This window comes from Nocardia anocheti (assembly GCF_029675105.1).
GTDB lineage: Bacteria > Actinomycetota > Actinomycetes > Mycobacteriales > Mycobacteriaceae > Nocardia.
Map to the genome: position 1 here is coordinate 234168 of NZ_JAQQFV010000004.1, position 16660 is coordinate 250827.

Annotated in this window: 19 protein-coding genes and 1 pseudogene; 13 read left to right on the forward strand and 7 right to left on the reverse strand. The window is 65.8% G+C overall.

From position 1 onward, the window contains the following. The first annotated feature begins 112 nt into the window (after positions 1-112). Both QC180_RS30340 and QC180_RS30345 read left to right on the forward strand, forming a co-directional pair. Positions 113-487, forward strand: a complete 375-nt coding sequence (locus tag QC180_RS30340; RefSeq protein WP_474646441.1) for a histidine kinase dimerization/phospho-acceptor domain-containing protein — start codon at positions 113-115, stop codon at positions 485-487. Then, positions 382-630: pseudogene (locus tag QC180_RS30345) on the forward strand (sensor histidine kinase); the annotation flags it as partial. The gene QC180_RS30340 and the pseudogene QC180_RS30345, both read left to right, overlap by 106 nt. A gap of 3 nt (positions 631-633) precedes the next feature. Here QC180_RS30345 and lepA read toward each other — a convergent pair. The 4 genes from lepA to QC180_RS12175 all read right to left on the reverse strand — a co-directional run bounded on the left by lepA (position 634) and on the right by QC180_RS12175 (position 4629). After that, the gene (gene lepA / locus QC180_RS12160) at positions 634-2478 is read right to left on the reverse strand and encodes a translation elongation factor 4 (RefSeq protein ID WP_278262796.1); all 1845 of its coding nucleotides are present in this window, start codon (positions 2476-2478) and stop codon (positions 634-636) included. A gap of 50 nt (positions 2479-2528) precedes the next feature. Next, on the reverse strand, positions 2529-3746 hold the full coding sequence (locus QC180_RS12165; protein WP_278262797.1) for a tyrosine-type recombinase/integrase: 1218 nt from the start codon (positions 3744-3746) through the stop codon (positions 2529-2531). Between the two features lie 206 nt (positions 3747-3952). After that, positions 3953-4156 carry a helix-turn-helix domain-containing protein gene (locus QC180_RS12170; RefSeq protein WP_278262798.1) on the reverse strand — a complete coding sequence of 68 codons (204 nt, stop codon included), beginning with the start codon at positions 4154-4156 and terminating at the stop codon, positions 3953-3955. Between the two features lie 236 nt (positions 4157-4392). After that, entirely contained in the window at positions 4393-4629 is a 237-nt protein-coding gene (locus QC180_RS12175; RefSeq protein ID WP_278262799.1) for a helix-turn-helix transcriptional regulator, read from the reverse strand. Between the two features lie 396 nt (positions 4630-5025). On the opposite strand from QC180_RS12175, the gene QC180_RS12180 reads away from it, so the two are divergent. Next, a complete protein-coding gene (locus QC180_RS12180) occupies positions 5026-5634 on the forward strand; it encodes a hypothetical protein (RefSeq protein ID WP_347567320.1) in 609 nt (202 codons plus the stop codon). 8 nt (positions 5635-5642) lie between these two features. Next, positions 5643-6035 (forward strand): hypothetical protein, encoded by a 393-nt coding sequence (locus QC180_RS12185; RefSeq protein WP_278262801.1) that lies wholly within the window; start codon positions 5643-5645, stop codon positions 6033-6035. 18 nt (positions 6036-6053) lie between these two features. Here QC180_RS12185 and QC180_RS12190 read toward each other — a convergent pair whose 3' ends face one another. From QC180_RS12190 to QC180_RS12200, 3 genes are read right to left on the reverse strand one after another with little or no spacing between them, the layout of a single operon-like run. Next, positions 6054-7418, reverse strand: a complete 1365-nt coding sequence (locus QC180_RS12190; RefSeq protein WP_347567321.1) for a cytochrome P450 — start codon at positions 7416-7418, stop codon at positions 6054-6056. Next, entirely contained in the window at positions 7415-8569 is a 1155-nt protein-coding gene (locus QC180_RS12195) for a DUF6545 domain-containing protein (protein ID WP_278262802.1), read from the reverse strand. The genes QC180_RS12190 and QC180_RS12195 overlap by 4 nt, the downstream gene beginning before the upstream one ends. Further along, positions 8566-9093 carry an ImmA/IrrE family metallo-endopeptidase gene (locus QC180_RS12200; protein ID WP_278262803.1) on the reverse strand — a complete coding sequence of 176 codons (528 nt, stop codon included), beginning with the start codon at positions 9091-9093 and terminating at the stop codon, positions 8566-8568. The genes QC180_RS12195 and QC180_RS12200 overlap by 4 nt, the downstream gene beginning before the upstream one ends. Positions 9094-9784: 691 nt before the next feature. Between QC180_RS12200 and QC180_RS12205 the strand changes: the two genes are divergently transcribed. The 9 genes from QC180_RS12205 (at position 9785) to QC180_RS12245 (ending at position 16595) form a co-directional block, all read left to right on the forward strand. Then, positions 9785-9955, forward strand: coding sequence for a hypothetical protein (locus QC180_RS12205; protein WP_278262804.1), 171 nt, complete (start codon positions 9785-9787; stop codon positions 9953-9955). Between the two features lie 449 nt (positions 9956-10404). Further along, on the forward strand, positions 10405-11355 hold the full coding sequence (locus QC180_RS12210) for a hypothetical protein (RefSeq protein ID WP_278262805.1): 951 nt from the start codon (positions 10405-10407) through the stop codon (positions 11353-11355). Further along, on the forward strand, positions 11355-12653 hold the full coding sequence (locus QC180_RS12215) for a cutinase family protein (protein ID WP_278262806.1): 1299 nt from the start codon (positions 11355-11357) through the stop codon (positions 12651-12653). The genes QC180_RS12210 and QC180_RS12215 overlap by 1 nt, the downstream gene beginning before the upstream one ends. Before the next feature lie 170 nt (positions 12654-12823). Continuing rightward, positions 12824-13894 carry a C40 family peptidase gene (locus QC180_RS12220; RefSeq protein ID WP_278262807.1) on the forward strand — a complete coding sequence of 357 codons (1071 nt, stop codon included), beginning with the start codon at positions 12824-12826 and terminating at the stop codon, positions 13892-13894. A gap of 20 nt (positions 13895-13914) precedes the next feature. After that, positions 13915-14526: a hypothetical protein gene (locus QC180_RS12225; RefSeq protein ID WP_278262808.1), complete on the forward strand. Its 612-nt coding sequence runs from the start codon at positions 13915-13917 to the stop codon at positions 14524-14526. Beyond that, the gene (locus tag QC180_RS12230) at positions 14523-15065 is read left to right on the forward strand and encodes a hypothetical protein (RefSeq protein WP_278262809.1); all 543 of its coding nucleotides are present in this window, start codon (positions 14523-14525) and stop codon (positions 15063-15065) included. The genes QC180_RS12225 and QC180_RS12230 overlap by 4 nt, the downstream gene beginning before the upstream one ends. A gap of 24 nt (positions 15066-15089) precedes the next feature. Then, positions 15090-15377 (forward strand): hypothetical protein, encoded by a 288-nt coding sequence (locus QC180_RS12235; protein ID WP_278262810.1) that lies wholly within the window; start codon positions 15090-15092, stop codon positions 15375-15377. Further along, positions 15374-15826: a hypothetical protein gene (locus QC180_RS12240; protein WP_278262811.1), complete on the forward strand. Its 453-nt coding sequence runs from the start codon at positions 15374-15376 to the stop codon at positions 15824-15826. Before QC180_RS12235 ends, QC180_RS12240 begins: the two co-directional genes overlap by 4 nt. A 16-nt stretch (positions 15827-15842) precedes the next feature. After that, positions 15843-16595 (forward strand): DUF8175 domain-containg protein, encoded by a 753-nt coding sequence (locus QC180_RS12245; protein WP_278262812.1) that lies wholly within the window; start codon positions 15843-15845, stop codon positions 16593-16595. Positions 16596-16660: the final 65 nt, after the last annotated feature.

Sequence of the window (16660 nt, forward strand, 5' to 3'; positions counted from 1 at the left end):
GGCGGACACGATCGTCGTCCCGGATACCGCGCTGGCACCGGTCCAGGGCGCGCCGGGACTGATCGTGAAACTGCGCGCCGACCGCGAACTGGTCGACGCCGCGATCACCCGGATGCTGGCCAGATTGGAGACCGCGCACGGCGAGACCCGTCAGGCCCTGGCGAGTGCCCGCGATTTCGCCGCCGTCTGCGCGCACGAACTGCGCACCCCGCTCACCGCGATGCGCACCGACCTGCAGGTGCTCGCCGGTCCCGACCTGCCCGCCGACCAACGCGGCGCGGTCCTGGCCGACGTCCTCGCCGCCGAGAGCCCGGTGGCGTCCTGCTCATCGTCACCAACGCGGTCGCCAATGCCGTGCACCACGGCGGGGCCACCGAGATCGCCGTCGCCGCCCGGCGCGCGGGCACCTTCGTCGAGATCACCGTCGACGACAACGGCACCGGTCTGCCGAACCACCTCGCCGCCACCGCGTTCGACCGCTTCGTGAAACGGCCCGGCTCCCCGGGCTCCGGCCTCGGTCTCGCCCTGGTCCGCCAGCAGGCCGAATTGCACGGCGGCACCGCCGAACTCACCGACAGCCCGCTCGGCGGGGCGCGCCTGTGGGTGCGCCTACCCGCCGAGTCGAGCTGAGGGCTACTTGCCCTTGGGCTTGTCGGAGGCCGCGTCCGAGGACAGCGCGGCCACGAAGGCCTCCTGCGGCACGTCGACCCGGCCGATGGTCTTCATGCGCTTCTTGCCTTCCTTCTGCTTCTCGAGCAGCTTGCGCTTGCGGCTGATGTCACCGCCGTAGCACTTGGCCAGCACGTCCTTGCGGATGGCGCGGATGTTCTCGCGGGCGATGATCTTGGAGCCGATCGCGGCCTGGATCGGCACCTCGAACTGCTGACGCGGGATGAGCTCGCGCAGCTTGGTGGTCATCTTGTTGCCGTAGGCCTGCGCGGCGTCCTTGTGCACGATGGCACTGAACGCGTCGACCGCCTCGCCCTGGAGCAGGATGTCGACCTTGACCAGCGCCGAGGACTGCTCGCCTGCCTCCTCGTAGTCGAGCGAGGCGTAACCACGGGTGCGCGACTTGAGCGAGTCGAAGAAGTCGAAGATGATCTCGGCCATCGGCAGCGTGTAGCGCATCTCCACGCGCGTCTCCGACAGGTAGTCCATGCCCAGCAGCTCGCCGCGGCGGCTCTGGCACAGCTCCATGATGGTGCCGACGAACTCGCTCGGCGCGATCACGGTGCACTTGGTGACCGGCTCGAAGGTCTGGCGGACCTTGCCCTCGGGCCAGTAGGAGGGGTTGGTGACGATGTGCTCGGCACCATCCTCCATGACCACCCGGTAGATCACGTTGGGCGCGGTGGAGATCAGGTCGAGGCCGAACTCGCGCTGGAGCCGCTCGCGGGTGATCTCCATGTGCAGCAGTCCGAGGAAGCCGCAGCGGAAGCCGAAGCCCAGCGCCACCGAGGTCTCCGGCACATAGGTCAGCGCCGCGTCGTTGAGCTGCAGTTTGTCCAGCGCGTCACGCAGGTCGGGGTAGTCCGACCCGTCGACCGGGTACAGGCCCGAGTAGACCATCGGCCGCGGTTCCTGATAGCCCGCCAACGCCGCGGCGGCGCCGTCGCGGGCGGAGGTGACGGTGTCACCGACCTTGGACTGACGCACGTCCTTCACGCCGGTGATCAGATACCCCACCTCGCCGACGCCCAGGCCCTGGGTGGGCTTGGGTTCGGGCGAGACGATGCCGATCTCGAGCAGCTCGTGCTGCGCGCCGGTGGACATCATCTTGATCTTCTGGCGCGGGGTGAGCTTGCCGTCGACCACACGCACGTAGGTGACCACGCCGCGATAGGTGTCGTAGACCGAGTCGAAGATCAGCGCGCGGGCCGGGGCCTCGGCGTCGCCGACCGGCGGCGGGACCTCGGCGATCACCTTGTTGAGCAGCGCGTCGACACCCACACCGGTCTTGCCGGAGACCCTCAGCACATCGTCGGCCTCGCAGCCCACGATGTGCGCGATCTCGGCGGCGTAGCGGTCCGGGTCGGCGGCGGGCAGGTCGATCTTGTTCAGCACCGGGATGATCGCCAGATCGCGTTCCATCGCCAGGTACAGGTTCGCCAGCGTCTGCGCCTCGATGCCCTGGGCGGCGTCGACCAGCAGGATCGCGCCCTCACACGCCTCGAGCGCCCGCGAGACCTCGTAGGTGAAGTCGACGTGGCCGGGGGTGTCGATCATGTGCAGGACATAGTCCTCGCCGTCGACGTTCCAGGGCAGGCGCACGTTCTGCGCCTTGATGGTGATGCCGCGTTCACGCTCGATGTCCATCCGGTCCAGGTACTGGGCACGCATCGCGCGCTCCTCGACCACACCGGTCAGCTGCAGCATCCGGTCGGCCAGCGTCGACTTGCCGTGGTCGATGTGCGCGATGATGCAGAAGTTCCGGACTCGCGACGGATCGGTGAACGTCGTGTCGGCAAAGCTAGGCACGGGGCTCCTGGTCACTGATGGGAATCGGCGTTGTCCATGATCCCACGGAGCTACGCGGCCTCGCCCCGCAGGTCCGATCCCATCCCATTCTCATCCCATCGCTGCGCGGTGATGTCGCGAAGTGCTTCGTCCATGTCTTCGCGCAGTGCGTCGTCTTGACCGGGCCACAGGTGGACATAGACCTTCCATGTCATATTCGGAGAGGAGTGTCCTAGAAGTTCGCTGACGGTCTTGACGTCCCGCCCCTTGAAGATGAGGCGCGAGGCGAAATAGTGGCGCAGGTCGTGCCACGACCACTCCGTGCCGAGCCCCGCTTTCTCGCATGCTCGTCGGAAGTTGCCACCGAGCAAAGTGGCGTACCAGCGTCCACCGCGCGGGGCCGCGAAGATCAGTCCACCGGGACCGCGACTGTGGGCATCGTCCGCCAGATACGCGGCGAGGGTCTCCACAGCGGACTTGGACAACGGGATGGTGCGGCGCGAAGACAGCGTCTTTGGCGTGACCGGCTCCCTCTTGGGGCTGCGCGCGGCCTGCTGGACTACGTTGAGTTCTCGCCGCACGAAGTTGACATCCTGCACACGAAGGCCAGCAACTTCGCTGACCCGCAGGCCGGTCAGCGCGCTCACCAAGATCATGATGGAGACGGTCTCGGACGCATGCTCCCGCACGCGGCTGATGAGCGCTGGCGTGAGTAGCTCCGTCGCGGTCGGCCCCTTCAGACCCTCCTCGTAGTCGTCGCCGTCGAGCCTGAACTTCCTGGCCGCGTTCTTGACGATCAGCTCATCGTCCACTGCGATTTGCAGAAGAGTCGTCAGATGCTGGAGATACAACGACACCGTCGAAAGCTGGAGAGCCTTTCCGTTGCACCAGGGCCGACCGGTGAGGAGTAGATCCGTCCAATCGCGGATATCACTGCGTTGAACCTGCGCCAGGCTGAGCTTCGCTAGCGGACCGAGGTTATTGATGAACTGCTGCCGAGCCTTATAGGTGCCATCTTTGCGAGCACGGTCCCGCCACTTCTCGGCGTAGGTCTTGACGTTCTGTTTACCGAGGTCAGGATTGACATACTCACCGTCACGAAGCTTCGCCTCGATCTTGCTCTTGAAGTACTCGGCAGTGTCTGGGATATCAAAACGACCTCGCTTGTCGAAGGTTTTCGAGTCAGGTACCCCGTTCTGATCCTCCCAACGAACGATGTATCGCTTTACCTTCTTCTTCGGACCACCGCGCGGGCCCATCATGATTTCACGGACCTGAATACTTGCCATCTCCACACTTTCTGGATCGAATTGCCTTCCGCACCCCTAGGCCGGGGCGGCAGCAAAACTATTGAATGCCAACCGACCATCCGTCTACCGAGAAAAGTTAGCCAACAGGTAGCTGAACGTCGTCCCTGCGAACACGATCCGACCCCCCGTAGACCTATCGTCGTAGGGGGGTCGGAGATTCCGGTCTAAACCGAAAACGAGTGCCCTTATGCAGCTCGCCGAGTGCGGCTAGTTTTTAGGAGATCCTGCTCCCACTCTTCGATGTCACTCAGCCGATATCGCCGGTACCGACCGACCTTTATGTAGTTCGGGCCTTTTCCGGCTGACGCCCATACGGAAATCGTCTTCACCGGGACCTGAAACCGCCGGGCCAGATCTTCGGTGGAGAGCCATACCTCATCGGCGGTCATAAAACCGCTTCCTTCGCGACTCGATTCGCTCGATACGACCGCCGGAGAGTTTTGAGGCGGCGCCGGACGGTCTCGACGTCCGCCGACTGAGATCGAAGACCGAAACGTTGCCGTCGGGGATGGGTGTTCATTTCATACCTGAGATGTGCGGATTTGATGGCATCGATCGCGCGCGAGATCCCAGGCAGCGGACACGTCGATCAGGCAAGCCGCTGCCGCCCTCAGCTTGGAAGCGACTAGGCGACATGACGACGGACGTTGGCCTGGGCGATTTGCCGTCGAAGTTTCGCTTCGGCTCGCAGTCGGTCTTCCCACGCGACGATGTCGGCCAGCGCATAGCGGCGAATACGGCCCGGCTTGATGAAGTCGGGACCGGTGCCGTTGTACGCCCAGCTGTCCAGCGTGCAGACCTCGACCTTGAGACGTAGTGCAACTTCCTTGCTCGTCAGCCAGATGTCGTTGGTGTTGTCCATTGCCTGTTTCCTTCGTTGAAGTGGCAGCCGGGTGACGCCCTGTGAGCCAGCTCGGACTGAGCGCGCTCCACGACACGGGCGTGACATCAGGGGTCTGACCTGCGGCCACCTGTCGCTACACCGCCATAGTACGTATCTAAGTGCATATTTACAACCGACAAACTACACATCATCTGCACTACAAGTGTGTAGTTCTACGCGCCTTCCGCTGGATATGACGGACGTAACTACAGATCGACCGACCGTGAAGTACACACTCAAGTCATGTAGTATCGACAGCAATGCGGGTGTAGCAGCATGTTCTGCGAGCCCTTACTACACAGAGTCGAGGCGATGACTACGCGATACCCCGAGTACCTGGGCCAGGTAGTGCAGGCGCGGCGTACAGAGCTAGGCATGTCCAGGCAGGCGCTTCACGCGGCTACCGGACTGAACCCAAGGACTATCGAGAAGATCGAAAGCGGCAAGGCCGGGATTCTGCGCGACAACACGCTGCCCAGGCTGGACGCGGGGCTGAAATGGAAGGGCGGCTCCGCATCGAATGCCTTCACCAAGCGCCTACCCCCGGAGGTCATCGACAGCACCGACGCGCCGCAGCCGACGTCGAAGGTGCTCTACGTTCCGATCCCGGCCAACTTGTTCCAGGACACAGTGGGGATGGCGCAGAGGGTGACCGAGGTCGCGGGTGATGATGAACGTCTTGCACCGCTGGTCGACGGCATGAACACCATCGCTGACCGCATGCTGAGGGCGTGGACCATCGCCGACATCGAGCACCAGCGCTTCGACGGGACGCTGAGCGAGGCCACCATCGAGATGCTGTTGGGCCACTATCTGCGCCGCGAGCCGCAGGCGCCCACCGCCGACGATCAGACGGAGTTGTTGTATCTGCGCTGGCTGCTGGGGCGCCTGCCGGAGTCGGCGTCCGAGCGCGCCGAGGAGTTCGCGCAGCGGTGGTCACAGACGGAGCGGACACTTTCGGGAACCCGACGGATCAACCGGTGAGGACCCTCATGACACTGTCGTTGGCTGGGAAGATCGACCGCATGATCGCCTATTCGCACCGATGGGACGAACCGGCGATGAACAACGAGCAGATCGCCGCCGCGCTGACCGAGGCTCTGGGGCGCGCGGTGACTCCCGACGAGATCGCGGCTTTGCGCGCCGGTTCGGTCCTGGAGGTGACGCCCGAGGTAGCGGAGGCGCTATGTGCACTGTGCGGTGTCACCGATACGGCCTACCTGCTGCCGGTCGGGGACGAGGATGTGGATATCGACTTGCGGCTACAGCTGTGGACCCTGGCGCGTGACCGCGGGGTACAGCACGTTGCGGCGCGAGCGCTGACCCGCGACAAGCTCAGGGAGCTGATCGCCGATCTGCGTGCGCTTCCTGCCCGCAAGCGGTAAATCCAGCCCCTGCCCTGGTCATTCGATGCGGCGGAATCCGATTTTCAGGTTCGCCGGGCGTAGCGTCAGATTCTCCTCGACGTCGAGTTCGCCGTGTGCGGTGAGTTCGTAGTCGCGCACCAACGAGGCGACCAGCAGTTTCGCTTCGTGTAGCGCGAAAGCCTGGCCGATGCACGCGCGCGGGCCGGTCCCGAACGGTCGATAGGCCCAGGGCTTGGGCCGGAATCCACCCAACCAGCGATCGGGGCGGAACTCGTTCGCGTCGCTCCCCCACACGGCCGGATCGCGGTGCACCGCCAACAGCAGCACGAAAACCCATTCGCCTGCGGCGATGGGGAATCCGCCGAGGGTGGTGTCTTGGCGGGCTTCGCGGAAGAATCCCGGCGCGACAGGCCATAGCCGTAGCGCTTCGGCGATCACTGCGTCGGTGACCTCGAGCTTGGCCACATCCTCGTAGGCGATGCGGCCGTTGGTGGTGAGCGCGGTGGCCTCAGCGCGTACCCGCGCGGCCAGCTCCGGGTCATTGGCCAGGAAGTGCGTGACGAAGGCCAGTAGGTTGCCGGTGGTCTCGTGCCCGGCGACGAAGAGAGTCAGGACTTGCTCGATGAGGTTGTCATCGGGCAGCGCCGATCCCTCGACGGGGTACATCATGCGGTCGAGCAGATCCGGGTACCGCTGGCCGGACTGTCGCCGTTCTTCGATCACCTCGGACACCACGCCCTTCATGAACGCGACGTCCAGGTTGTTCTGACGCGCGCGCTTGCCGCCGGTGAGCTTGCCCACCACCGGAATCGCCGATTCCTGGGCGTAGGCGAACACTCGTGTGAGCGCGTCGGCAAACGGGTTTCGGCCGTTCTCGCGGTCGGTGAATGCGCTGACAGAGTAGCCGAACCCAGCCAGCCCGATCGCCTCCAGCGCGGCATCGCCCATCATCGCGGCGGTGTCATCGACGGTGCGGCCCTGCCCGAGCCACTGCGCGGTCTGCTCCGCCACATCGACGAAGGCGGCATGGTAGTCGGCGAGGGCGGCGGGCACGAATCCCTGAATCAGCGCCTCGTGGCCACGTTTCCACTCGAGTGAATCGTTCGAGGCGGTGAACAGACCGTTCCCGGCGATGGCGCGCAGCTTTTCGTACGGGCGGGCGAAATGGCGCTGCCAGGACTTCTCGTCGATGACCTCGCGCATGAGGTCCGACGACCCGGCGAAGGTCAAATGGATGCCGCCGACGAACGTGCGCCGATACAGCGGCCCCAGCTGGCTGAACTGCCACAACGTCTTCTGGTTGGGTCGTTTGCGATCCATACCCAGCACATCACCCAGGATCGGCACCCGCCTAGGCGGATGCGGAATACTCTGCGGCGCAGTAGATTTCATCATCGTCATACGGATACCTCTCTGGGATGCGGTTCTGTGGCTCGGTCAGGGCCGGGACGGGTCCTGCTCCATTGACGAGCGATCTTGAGTACGAACGCCTCGTTTCCCACCCACTCCGGCGCGTTCGCGCCCTGGTGGAGATGGCCCTCGACGCCCGCGTCCAGGGCGGCGCGCAGCGCCTGGCACACCTGGGACGGGTCCGGGTGCGGGCCCAGACCGGCGAGGTAGGGGGCGGCAGAGATCATCGTGTCTTCGATCTCGATGCGCATGCGGTGCTCGGTCACCTGGGGGAACGCCTTGCGCGCCTTGACGTGCAGGCGCATTTCCGGGCGAGCGTCCATCATGTCCGTCCACATCGGCTCGAGAACCGCGATATTGCGCGAGGCAGGGTCTCGGCGCAGCCGGATCGCCAGGGACGTGGCGATCGAGGGCAAAGCCAGCAGCATCAGCAGCGCCACCGGGGCCAGGAAGAACAGATCATTGCTGACCGCCCGGTCGACGGTGAGGTCGTCCAGTACTCCTGCGCTGATCAACCAACCGGTGAGGATTCGAGTCCAGGCGTCGATCTGGGAGAAGGCGATACAGAGGATGAGGACACCCGCGAATGCCGCGCGTGCGAGGCTCTGGCGCCAGTGCCACACCAAACTCACGGCGGTGACCAGAATCATCAGCTCGGCGAGAACGGTGGGCAGCGAATAGGTCGTCATGTAAACCCCGGGTCGCCATCCCGAAAGCTCCTCAACCGCGATATTGGCCGTGCGTGCAGGGGCCGAGATCCACGCCAGCGCGACGACGAGCGCCGCGACGCCGACCCAGATCAGCACTATGGTGCTGTCGCGCACGGGTTTTCGCGCGTGCCACAGCAGTCCTATCCACACGAGAGCGCCGGCCGCACACAGTGCAGCCGCGTGGGTGGCAAGGCGAATGTCAGCGAGCGCGATCCAGCGCGTCAAAACCGATTGAACAGCCCGGTCCCGCAGCAGCGCAGTAATCCAGAACGACACCGCCAATGCCGCCAATGCCCAGTCCATGCTCAGGCGTTCGATAAGCACCGTCATGCGGGCCACGACCACGACGGCGATCCAGATCAGCAGCGCCGCCGCGACCGGTTCGGACAGCAAGGACGTGGCCTCGGCGACGAGTAACGGGCTGGGGCTCATCGCCACATCAGTTCGATTACAGATGCCGCGCGGTGGCGCGCACCGCTGATGTCGTCGGGCCGACCGCGGCTCATCCCTGCGAGGTGCGTTCCCAGCCATTCGGCTTCGCGCTCGGCTGTGGAGTCGAAGTGGCTTCGGTGCATGATCTCGCGGACTCGCTGGGGGTCCAGGCCCTCGGACAGCAACGAGTCGGTCACCTCGTACTGGTCGTCACCCCGGTGTTCGAGCAGGACGTGACCGAACTCGTGCATGATCTCCTGCCGCTGCCCGCGAGGCGATCGCGCGGCGTCATACTTGACGACAAGCTCGTCCTGCGTGACCCACAGGGCGCCACATCGCGACACCGACGGCACATGCACCCGCCATGGGGCCAAGACGATCCGCTTGCCGAGACGACCGGACAGGTACCTCGTGAACTCCCCTACCGTCCACGGCGGTGTCAGCGGGATTCCATCCAAGATCCTCTGTAACCGGCTCTCATCCACCGCAGTCCCGACCTCCGAAGTCCTGTACACGATCTCCATCTGTGCACCCAGCAGCGCACGCGTATAGAAGCGACCGTTCAACTAATAGCTCCCCAACATAATAGCTGGTACATAGCCGACGCACCTGGCCCTGTCTACAGCAGAAGCCCCGCCACAGAGCAAGCCGACGAGTTGATGCGATCACGACACCCCAGTGATGAGCTGGCAATGTCCGCTCGAAAGCCGCGACGACGACCGGCGAATCAGCGTGCGAGATGTCACACAGTTGGTCACGGTTTCGATCCCGCATCACGGAGCCACTGGCCGCCCCCGGCTTCATTTCGGTTTCGATACTTCCGATTCGTGATCTATCTCACGAGATCAAAGGCGATCGAGCCTGATCGAAGTTGGTCGTAGTAGGCCATGCCGGCTAGTTGCTATTACTTCGATTTACCACTCTGAGCTGTGCATTGTGCGGTTGCCCCAGTCCATTTACCTTCATCTCGCGGCCGGAAATCGGTCGCTGAGCTGCAAGTGAGGGAGAAGTGCCGATGTGGGAGCGACCTGGTCGACAGGCCGCCGACTAGGCAGTCGCCCGCATGCCGCCGCGCGGCGCAACCAGCGGTCGGCGAATGCGATTCCGCGCGGTCACCGGATGACCCGCAGGACCAATTCAGCGCACATCCAGCCCTGGAATCGCCATGCCCACTTGCCTTTTGAATGGAGCATAAACATGTCCACAGTTCCGACAATGAGTGTGCACGTAGAATTTCCTGGCGGCGCACGATTTTTCTACGATTTGCCCGCCGTTGAGGTGGAGGAGTTCGTGCTTGCGGCCCGCCGAGTCGGCGCGTCCGCGAGCATCGTGGGCAAGTCGTCCCCGCGCGTCCTGTCGAGCGTGGACGGGCGGGCCGCCGCATGACCGCGAACAATGTCGGACCAGATGCCGACCGCACTGCACCGACCTGGGATTGCGCCGTCGCGCACGGGGAGAAGTATGCCCGGATGACGGGAATGCTCGGATCGGGCACCGGTCTTGTGCGGGTCGCGATGACCTCGGCGGTAGCAGCGACGATTGTCCTGGCCGCGAACTCGGCGTTGGCCCAAGCCGCGCCGACTCAGCAGCCCGGTCTTGCTGGTCCTGCAACAACGCAACCGGGTTTCGAGACCCGACCGACCGCTCCGGTTCCTCCTCCTGCCGAGCAGTCCCCGTTGGGCAGGGTGATTCCCGCGCCCGCACTGCCGAGCGATCCGAGTCAGTATCGCGACCCGCGACCGTCCACCGATCAGGGAACTGGCCCTGCGCTACCTCAGCAGCCCTCGAGCCCGCAGCGACTACACCAGCCCGCGCCAGAACCGAACCTGCCGGTCGTGGTGGAGCCCGCGCCGATCCCGGTCGAGCCGCCGAAGGTGATCACTCCTCCTGCTCCGGACAAACTCGGGCTCGGTGATCTGACCATCGACCGCCCGGACTGGGTGCCCGCCGATGTGGCGTGGAAGATCAACGGCCACGTGGCCCTCGCCCAACGCGACACCAACGCCGCCCTGCAATCTGCGGGGATCAGTGCCTCCCGCGCCGACGTCATGTCAACCGCGATGGTCCTGGGCGGAGCGAGCGGACTCGGCATCGGCGCAATCACTCTGGGTGTTCCCGCTGCCGCGATCGGAGCGGTCGGCGGCGGTGTCGTCGGAGCTGCGGTCGGCGGTGCGGCCGGTGCCGCGGCAGGCACGCTGGTCCCGCTGCCCATCGTCGGTGTCGTCCCCTCCGCAGTGGCGGGGACCGCGCTGGGCGCGGCGGCCGGCGCAGCGGTCGGCGCTGCGGCTCTCGGCGTCCCCGCCGCAGTTGCCGGTGGTGTGGCTGGCGGGGCAGTTGGCGCTCTGGTCGGCGGAGTCGCGACGGCGGGCGACGGCTCAGACTTCGTCGCTCCGCCGGAAGGAGTCGATCCAGGTGCGCCCGACCTGTCCCTGCACGATCAGCTGCGCGCGGACGCCGATGCCGCTCGTGCGGCAGGCGAGGCGGCATACGACTGGGTGCAGGCCCAGCCTGGCGGGACCGACGCTGTTCACACGGTCGCATCGGTGATCGAAGGTGCCAAACAGGCGTGGCAGGACGAGCCGATGGCCGCGCCGGTCGATGCCGCGTTCGCGGAGGTGACCTCTGATGTCCTCGCCGCTGCCCGTTCGACGCCGGGAACCTCGGGCGTCGTCGACGCGATCACCTCGGCGATCGGCGAGCAGGCTCCGTTCGAGTCCGACCAGCTCGGTCCGCTGACCGAGGCTGCCAACGGTGCGCTCACCGCTGTGCAGGGACTGGTGCGGTGATGTCGGCCGCGACGATCGGGCGGCGTTCCGTATGCACAGGGGCGCTGGCGGTGGTGCTGGCATCGGCTGCCGCGGTGCCCGCCTGGGCCGATCCCGAACCGGCACCGACGGCGACCGACTGCTCGGATGTGATCACGCTGGCGGTCCCCGGTACCTGGGAAACCAGTGCCGACGCCGACCGCAACGTCGTACCGGGCATGCTCGGCCAGATCACCGGGCCGCTCCTGGCTGCCCTGGGCGCCACCGCGCCTGCTGCGGCGGAGGCGGTGCCGACGCAGGTGGCCGGGTCCTCGTCGGCCCAGAGCACCGTGGCGAGCGCACCGAGGCCCAACGCGACGTCCGTGCGCGCCGAACAGGTTCCTTACGTGGCGCAGGTAGGCGGCCCGATCGCTGGTATCGCGACGGGAAATCCGTTGACACTCAGCCAGTCTCGTGCCAATGGCAAGTCCGCACTCGAGGCGCGGGCCACGGAATTGGCGCAAGCGTGCCCGTTGTCGAAGTTCGTCATCCTGGGCTACAGCCAGGGCGCGCTGATCGCTGGGGACTTCCTGTCCGAGGTCGGGAACCGCCGCGGCGTGGTCGACCCCTCGCGCATTCTGGCCGGTGGGTTGTTGTCGGACCCGAAACGTTCGGCGTCGGCTGCTTCTTCCACCTCCGATGGCGCTCCACCGACGAACTCGGTGAACACGAAGTCGTCGTCGGTGGCCGAAACGTTGGTCGGTGCCGACCCGGGCGGTGAGGGTGTGCTCGGTCAGCGCGACGGCGGGATGGGCGTGCTCGCTGAGCGGGTGACCACGATGTGCGCGCCCAACGACACGATTTGCTCGCTCTCGGGCAAGTCCAAGGTCGTCGCCGCAGTGGTGCCGCTGCTCAACCTCACGCCCGAGGATCTGCCGAACTATGCGATCGGTCGCGGGCTGGAGCTGGTCAGGAACGTCGCCGAGGCCGACCCACAGGTCATCGCGAAGGCCGCCAGTTCTGTGATCACCGAGTTGACGAAACTCGGTGTGGTCGCGGCGACTTCACCGTACTCGCTGCCGCTGTCCCTGGCGGAGATGGTGTTCTCCTCGACGATGCTCGATGACGTCGCCCAGGTCATCGATATGCCCGAGTTCGATGCGCTGGTCAGCCTGACCAAGCCCGACGAGCTCGTTCAACAGGCATCTCAGGCCGTGTCCTATCTCCTTCTGGACGCGCACCGATCCTATGCGAGCAACTACACGGTCAATGACAGCGGCGACACCGCCGCGCAATGGATCGTGAAATGGCTGACCGCGAAGATTCAGGCCGGTCTCTGAATCGGTGACCTTCTTTCCGCTTGCGCCCGGGGCATCGGAGCGCCGGGCGTAAGCGGAAGAACGTAGCGACCGAAATTCTCGCGGCACCCGATCCCGCATCAATACTACTCGACCGCGTTCCCAGTGAAAACGGCCGTTTACGAAGCACGCCCCAAGGAGGTGTTATCGCGATGAAAGCATCGAAATTGGTCGCGCTCTTGATAGCGCTCGTCATGGTTCCGGTGTTGATTGTCGCGATCTTCATCGACGGCGACCGCGATAATCCGAGTTTCGCGCAGGGGAAACTCGCGACCGGGACTGTTCCGCCGGAGTTCGAGGCGTGGGTCATCCGGGCGGGCACTCTGTGCGAGGAGATCTCGGCCCCGCTCATCGCCGCCCAGATCGAGCAGGAGTCGGGGTGGAACCCCCATGCGGTCTCCCCGGCCGGCGCCCAGGGCCTGTCGCAGTTCATGCCCTACACCTGGCCGTCCTACGGCGTCGATGCCGACGGCAACGGCGTGATCTCTCCCTTCGACCCGGCCGACGCGATCATGGCGCAGGCGAAATTCGACTGCGACACTGTCGCGCAGGCCAAGCAGGACCTGGCCAGCGGACGGATCGAGGGCGATCTGATCGACATCGTGCTCGCCGCCTACAACTGCGGATACGGCTGCGTGGTATCCGCTGGCGGGCCCCAGATCGTCAACGGGGAGACCGAGGGGTACGCGCCTGGGGTCAAAGCCAAGATGGCCAAATACACCCAGCTCGGCACTGTCGAACTCACCACTTGCAGCCAGTTCCACCCGGGCGCAGCCTTCGGCGCGAACGTGGCCTCGGCGGCACTGTGCTGGCTGGGCACGCCGTATGCGTGGGGCGGCGGCGATCTCGACGGGCCGTCACAGGGAATTCGTGACGGCGGTGTCGCCGATTCCTTCGGCGACTACGAGAAAGTCGGATTCGACTGCTCGGGACTTGTCCTGTATGCCGTGGGGCAGGCGAGCAGCAAATCTATTCAACTTCCCCACTACACCACCTCCATCCTCAATGACACACGCGGTCACCCTGTAGACGAGGACGATATCCAGCCGGGGGACATCGTATTTCCGAGCGGCGAAAATCCGCAACATGTCGCCATCGCGCTCGGCGACGGACAAATGGTCGAAGCCCCCCAATCAGGCGATCGGGTGAAAATCTCCCCCTTATCGAATTTGGGGCCAGGAATCGAAATCAGGCGATTCGGAGCAGGAATCCAAAGACAATGATACCGAAAACTACGTGGCCGATGCAGGCAGTCGCGTTGGCCGGGGCGGCGCTGGCAGTGGCGGCATGCTCCACGGGCCAGGCCAACCACATCGCGCCGACAAACACCCCGACACCGACGACCTCGGTCACGACCCCGACCGAAACCACCTCGCGAGTTCCGGCGACACCGGCCTCGACGCCGCTGGCGGTTCCGACCGCACTTCCCGTCGAGGTCGGCCCGGTCGAAGACATCGATGTCGATGCGGTCGCGGTCGCGGTGGCGCGGACCTGGTACGGGTGGGACACCACCCGCGATCTGTCTCCGCACGACGCCAAGCTGCGCGCGGCCCCGTTGCTCGAACCCCGGCTCACACAGCTGCTGCGCGACTATCCGCCGATTTCGGGCCCGGGAGCGGACTGGCTCGACCTGACCGCGCGGTCAGCGGCACTGAGCGTGCCCGCTGGCGGCGTGCGCCCAGGCGCGGAGGTCGGCGCGCCCGCCGACACCGCGAACTCCGCGACGCGACTACTCGAGGTCACCCAGAGGGTCAGCACTGCGAACGGGCCCCTGCCGGAGCGTCACTTGGTGGTCGGGCTCGCGCTGGTCAAGGTCGGCGCCGGCTGGCGCGTGTCCCAGGTGGGCGCGCGATGAGCACGCGACCGCGGCGCCCGGTGATCGGGGGCATCGCCGGTGGAGTCGGCACGACCACGGTGGCTCATCTGCTCGACGGCATCGATGTCGGTGTCGTCGAGGCCAACGGCACCCAGGCCGTCGACGTCCTGGTGACCCGCGCGACCGCCGTCGCAGTGAGTTGGGCCATCGCCACAGCCCAGCAGATGGCCGTGCGTCCGGTCCTGGTCGTCGTCGCCGACTGCGACGGGCGCTGGCCCACGGTTGTCCAGCGCCGCCTGAAGATGGCCGCCACCAATCTGAACACCCCGGTGCTACGGCTCGGCTGGTTCTCACCGCTGGCCGTCAGTGACAACCCCTGGAACCTGCTGGCCACCGGCGTCTTCGACGCCGACCGCAAGACCTATCGGTGGGCCGAACCCGCCCGCAAGTTCCGCGACGAGCTGGTTCAGGCGGTGCATACCGCCATCGAGCGCGAAACACCAACCACCACAGCCACATCCGAGCTGGTCCCCATCAGCGAGGGCGAGCACGAGCGCTCCGTCCTGCGGGCGTCTTGACCGATCACGAAGAGGAATACCCCAATGTCCACACTGCTCCTGACCGCCGACTGGCTGGCCCAGGTCCCCAACCCACCCGCCAAGGAGCTACCTGGCGAGCTGGGCACCCGCGTCGACGACACCCTCGGCTACGCCAAAACTCTCTGCTACGCACTGGCTTTCGCTGGACTGCTCGCGGTAGCTGGAATGCTGTTCGTGGGCCTGCGCGGTCGTAGCGACACGGCGAAGAACGCGCTCGGGCACCTGCCGATGGTCATCCTCGGCATCGTCATCACCGGCGGCGCGGGCGGAATCATCGAGGCGTTTCAGTGAAACGGGCGGTCTGGGCGCTCGCGCTGGCCGCGATCCTGACCACTGCCGGTGCCGGTGCCGGAGTCGTGCACGCTCAGCCGCCGACGACCACACCGACCCCGCCGACCAGCCAGCAGCTCAGTCCCCAGAGTCCGGGTGGCGGCGGCACCGGAGAGCAAATTCCCATCCGCGACCCCGCAACCGGCGGCGTGCAATGGGACAAGTTCGGCGGAGATCCCGCCGACGCTCCCGAGGACCTGGATTCCTTCATCGCCGACTCGCTCGGCTGGATGCGCACCCTCGCGCTCGCCTGCGCGGTCGGCGGCGTCCTGATCACCGCCGCAGTGCTGATGGTGGGCGTCCGTGGTCGCTCCGAGCAAGCCAAGAAGGCCCTGCACTCGCTGCCGGTCGTGCTCGTCGCCACCGTGCTGTCCGGGTCGGCCTACACCGTCATCAACGTATTTCTGTGAAAGAGATTGAACACCAATGTCATTGACTACCTCCGAGTTCCGCGACACCGCTGATCTGGCGAAAGCGCGCCGCGCGTATCTGATCGGGTCGGTCAGCGCGGCGGCACTGGCCGTTGTCGGCGCGCTCGCCCTTGTCGGCATGGGCTTCCACGGCGAGACCGATGCCCCAGGCGACGCACTCGCAACAGCCTCGACGACGGTGGTGACGAGCGCTGCGAAGGGTTCGCTGGTCCCCCAGATCCCGCTCGCCCGCTCCCCAGCCGACCCGGACTGGCTGACCGCCGCGCCCCAGGGCCTGTCTTGGCAGCGCGTCGACGGCGTTCCCCTGCCGTTCACGTCCTCGGATGGGCCCTCCCGCATCGACGGGGCGGTCGCGGGCGGTTACGCCCGCACCCCGCAAGGCGCGACCGTCGCGGCGCTGCAGATCGGCATGCGACTTCTCTACTCCCCCGATTTCGCCCGCGTCCTCGACATCCAGACCGCGATCTCGCCCGCCGACCGTCACCAGATCCTCACCGCCCGCGACAGCCAGCCTCGGCTGGACCCATCCGCCGTGCAGGCCGCCACCGTGCAGCCCGCCGGATTCAAGATCGGCGCCTACACCAGCGACGCCGCAACGATCTATTACGCCTACCCCCGCGCCTCCGGCTCCTACCGGATCACCCGTCAAGCGGTGGTGTGGCGCGAGGGCGACTGGCGCTACAGCAGCGAGCTGAGCGCCCCAGCGCTGCCAGACACGGCAGACCTGACCGGATTCACCCCGCTGTAGCAAGGAAGACCTTGATGTCCACCACCCGAGAATTCGCCGAACACCCCGTACCCCGCGGCCCACGC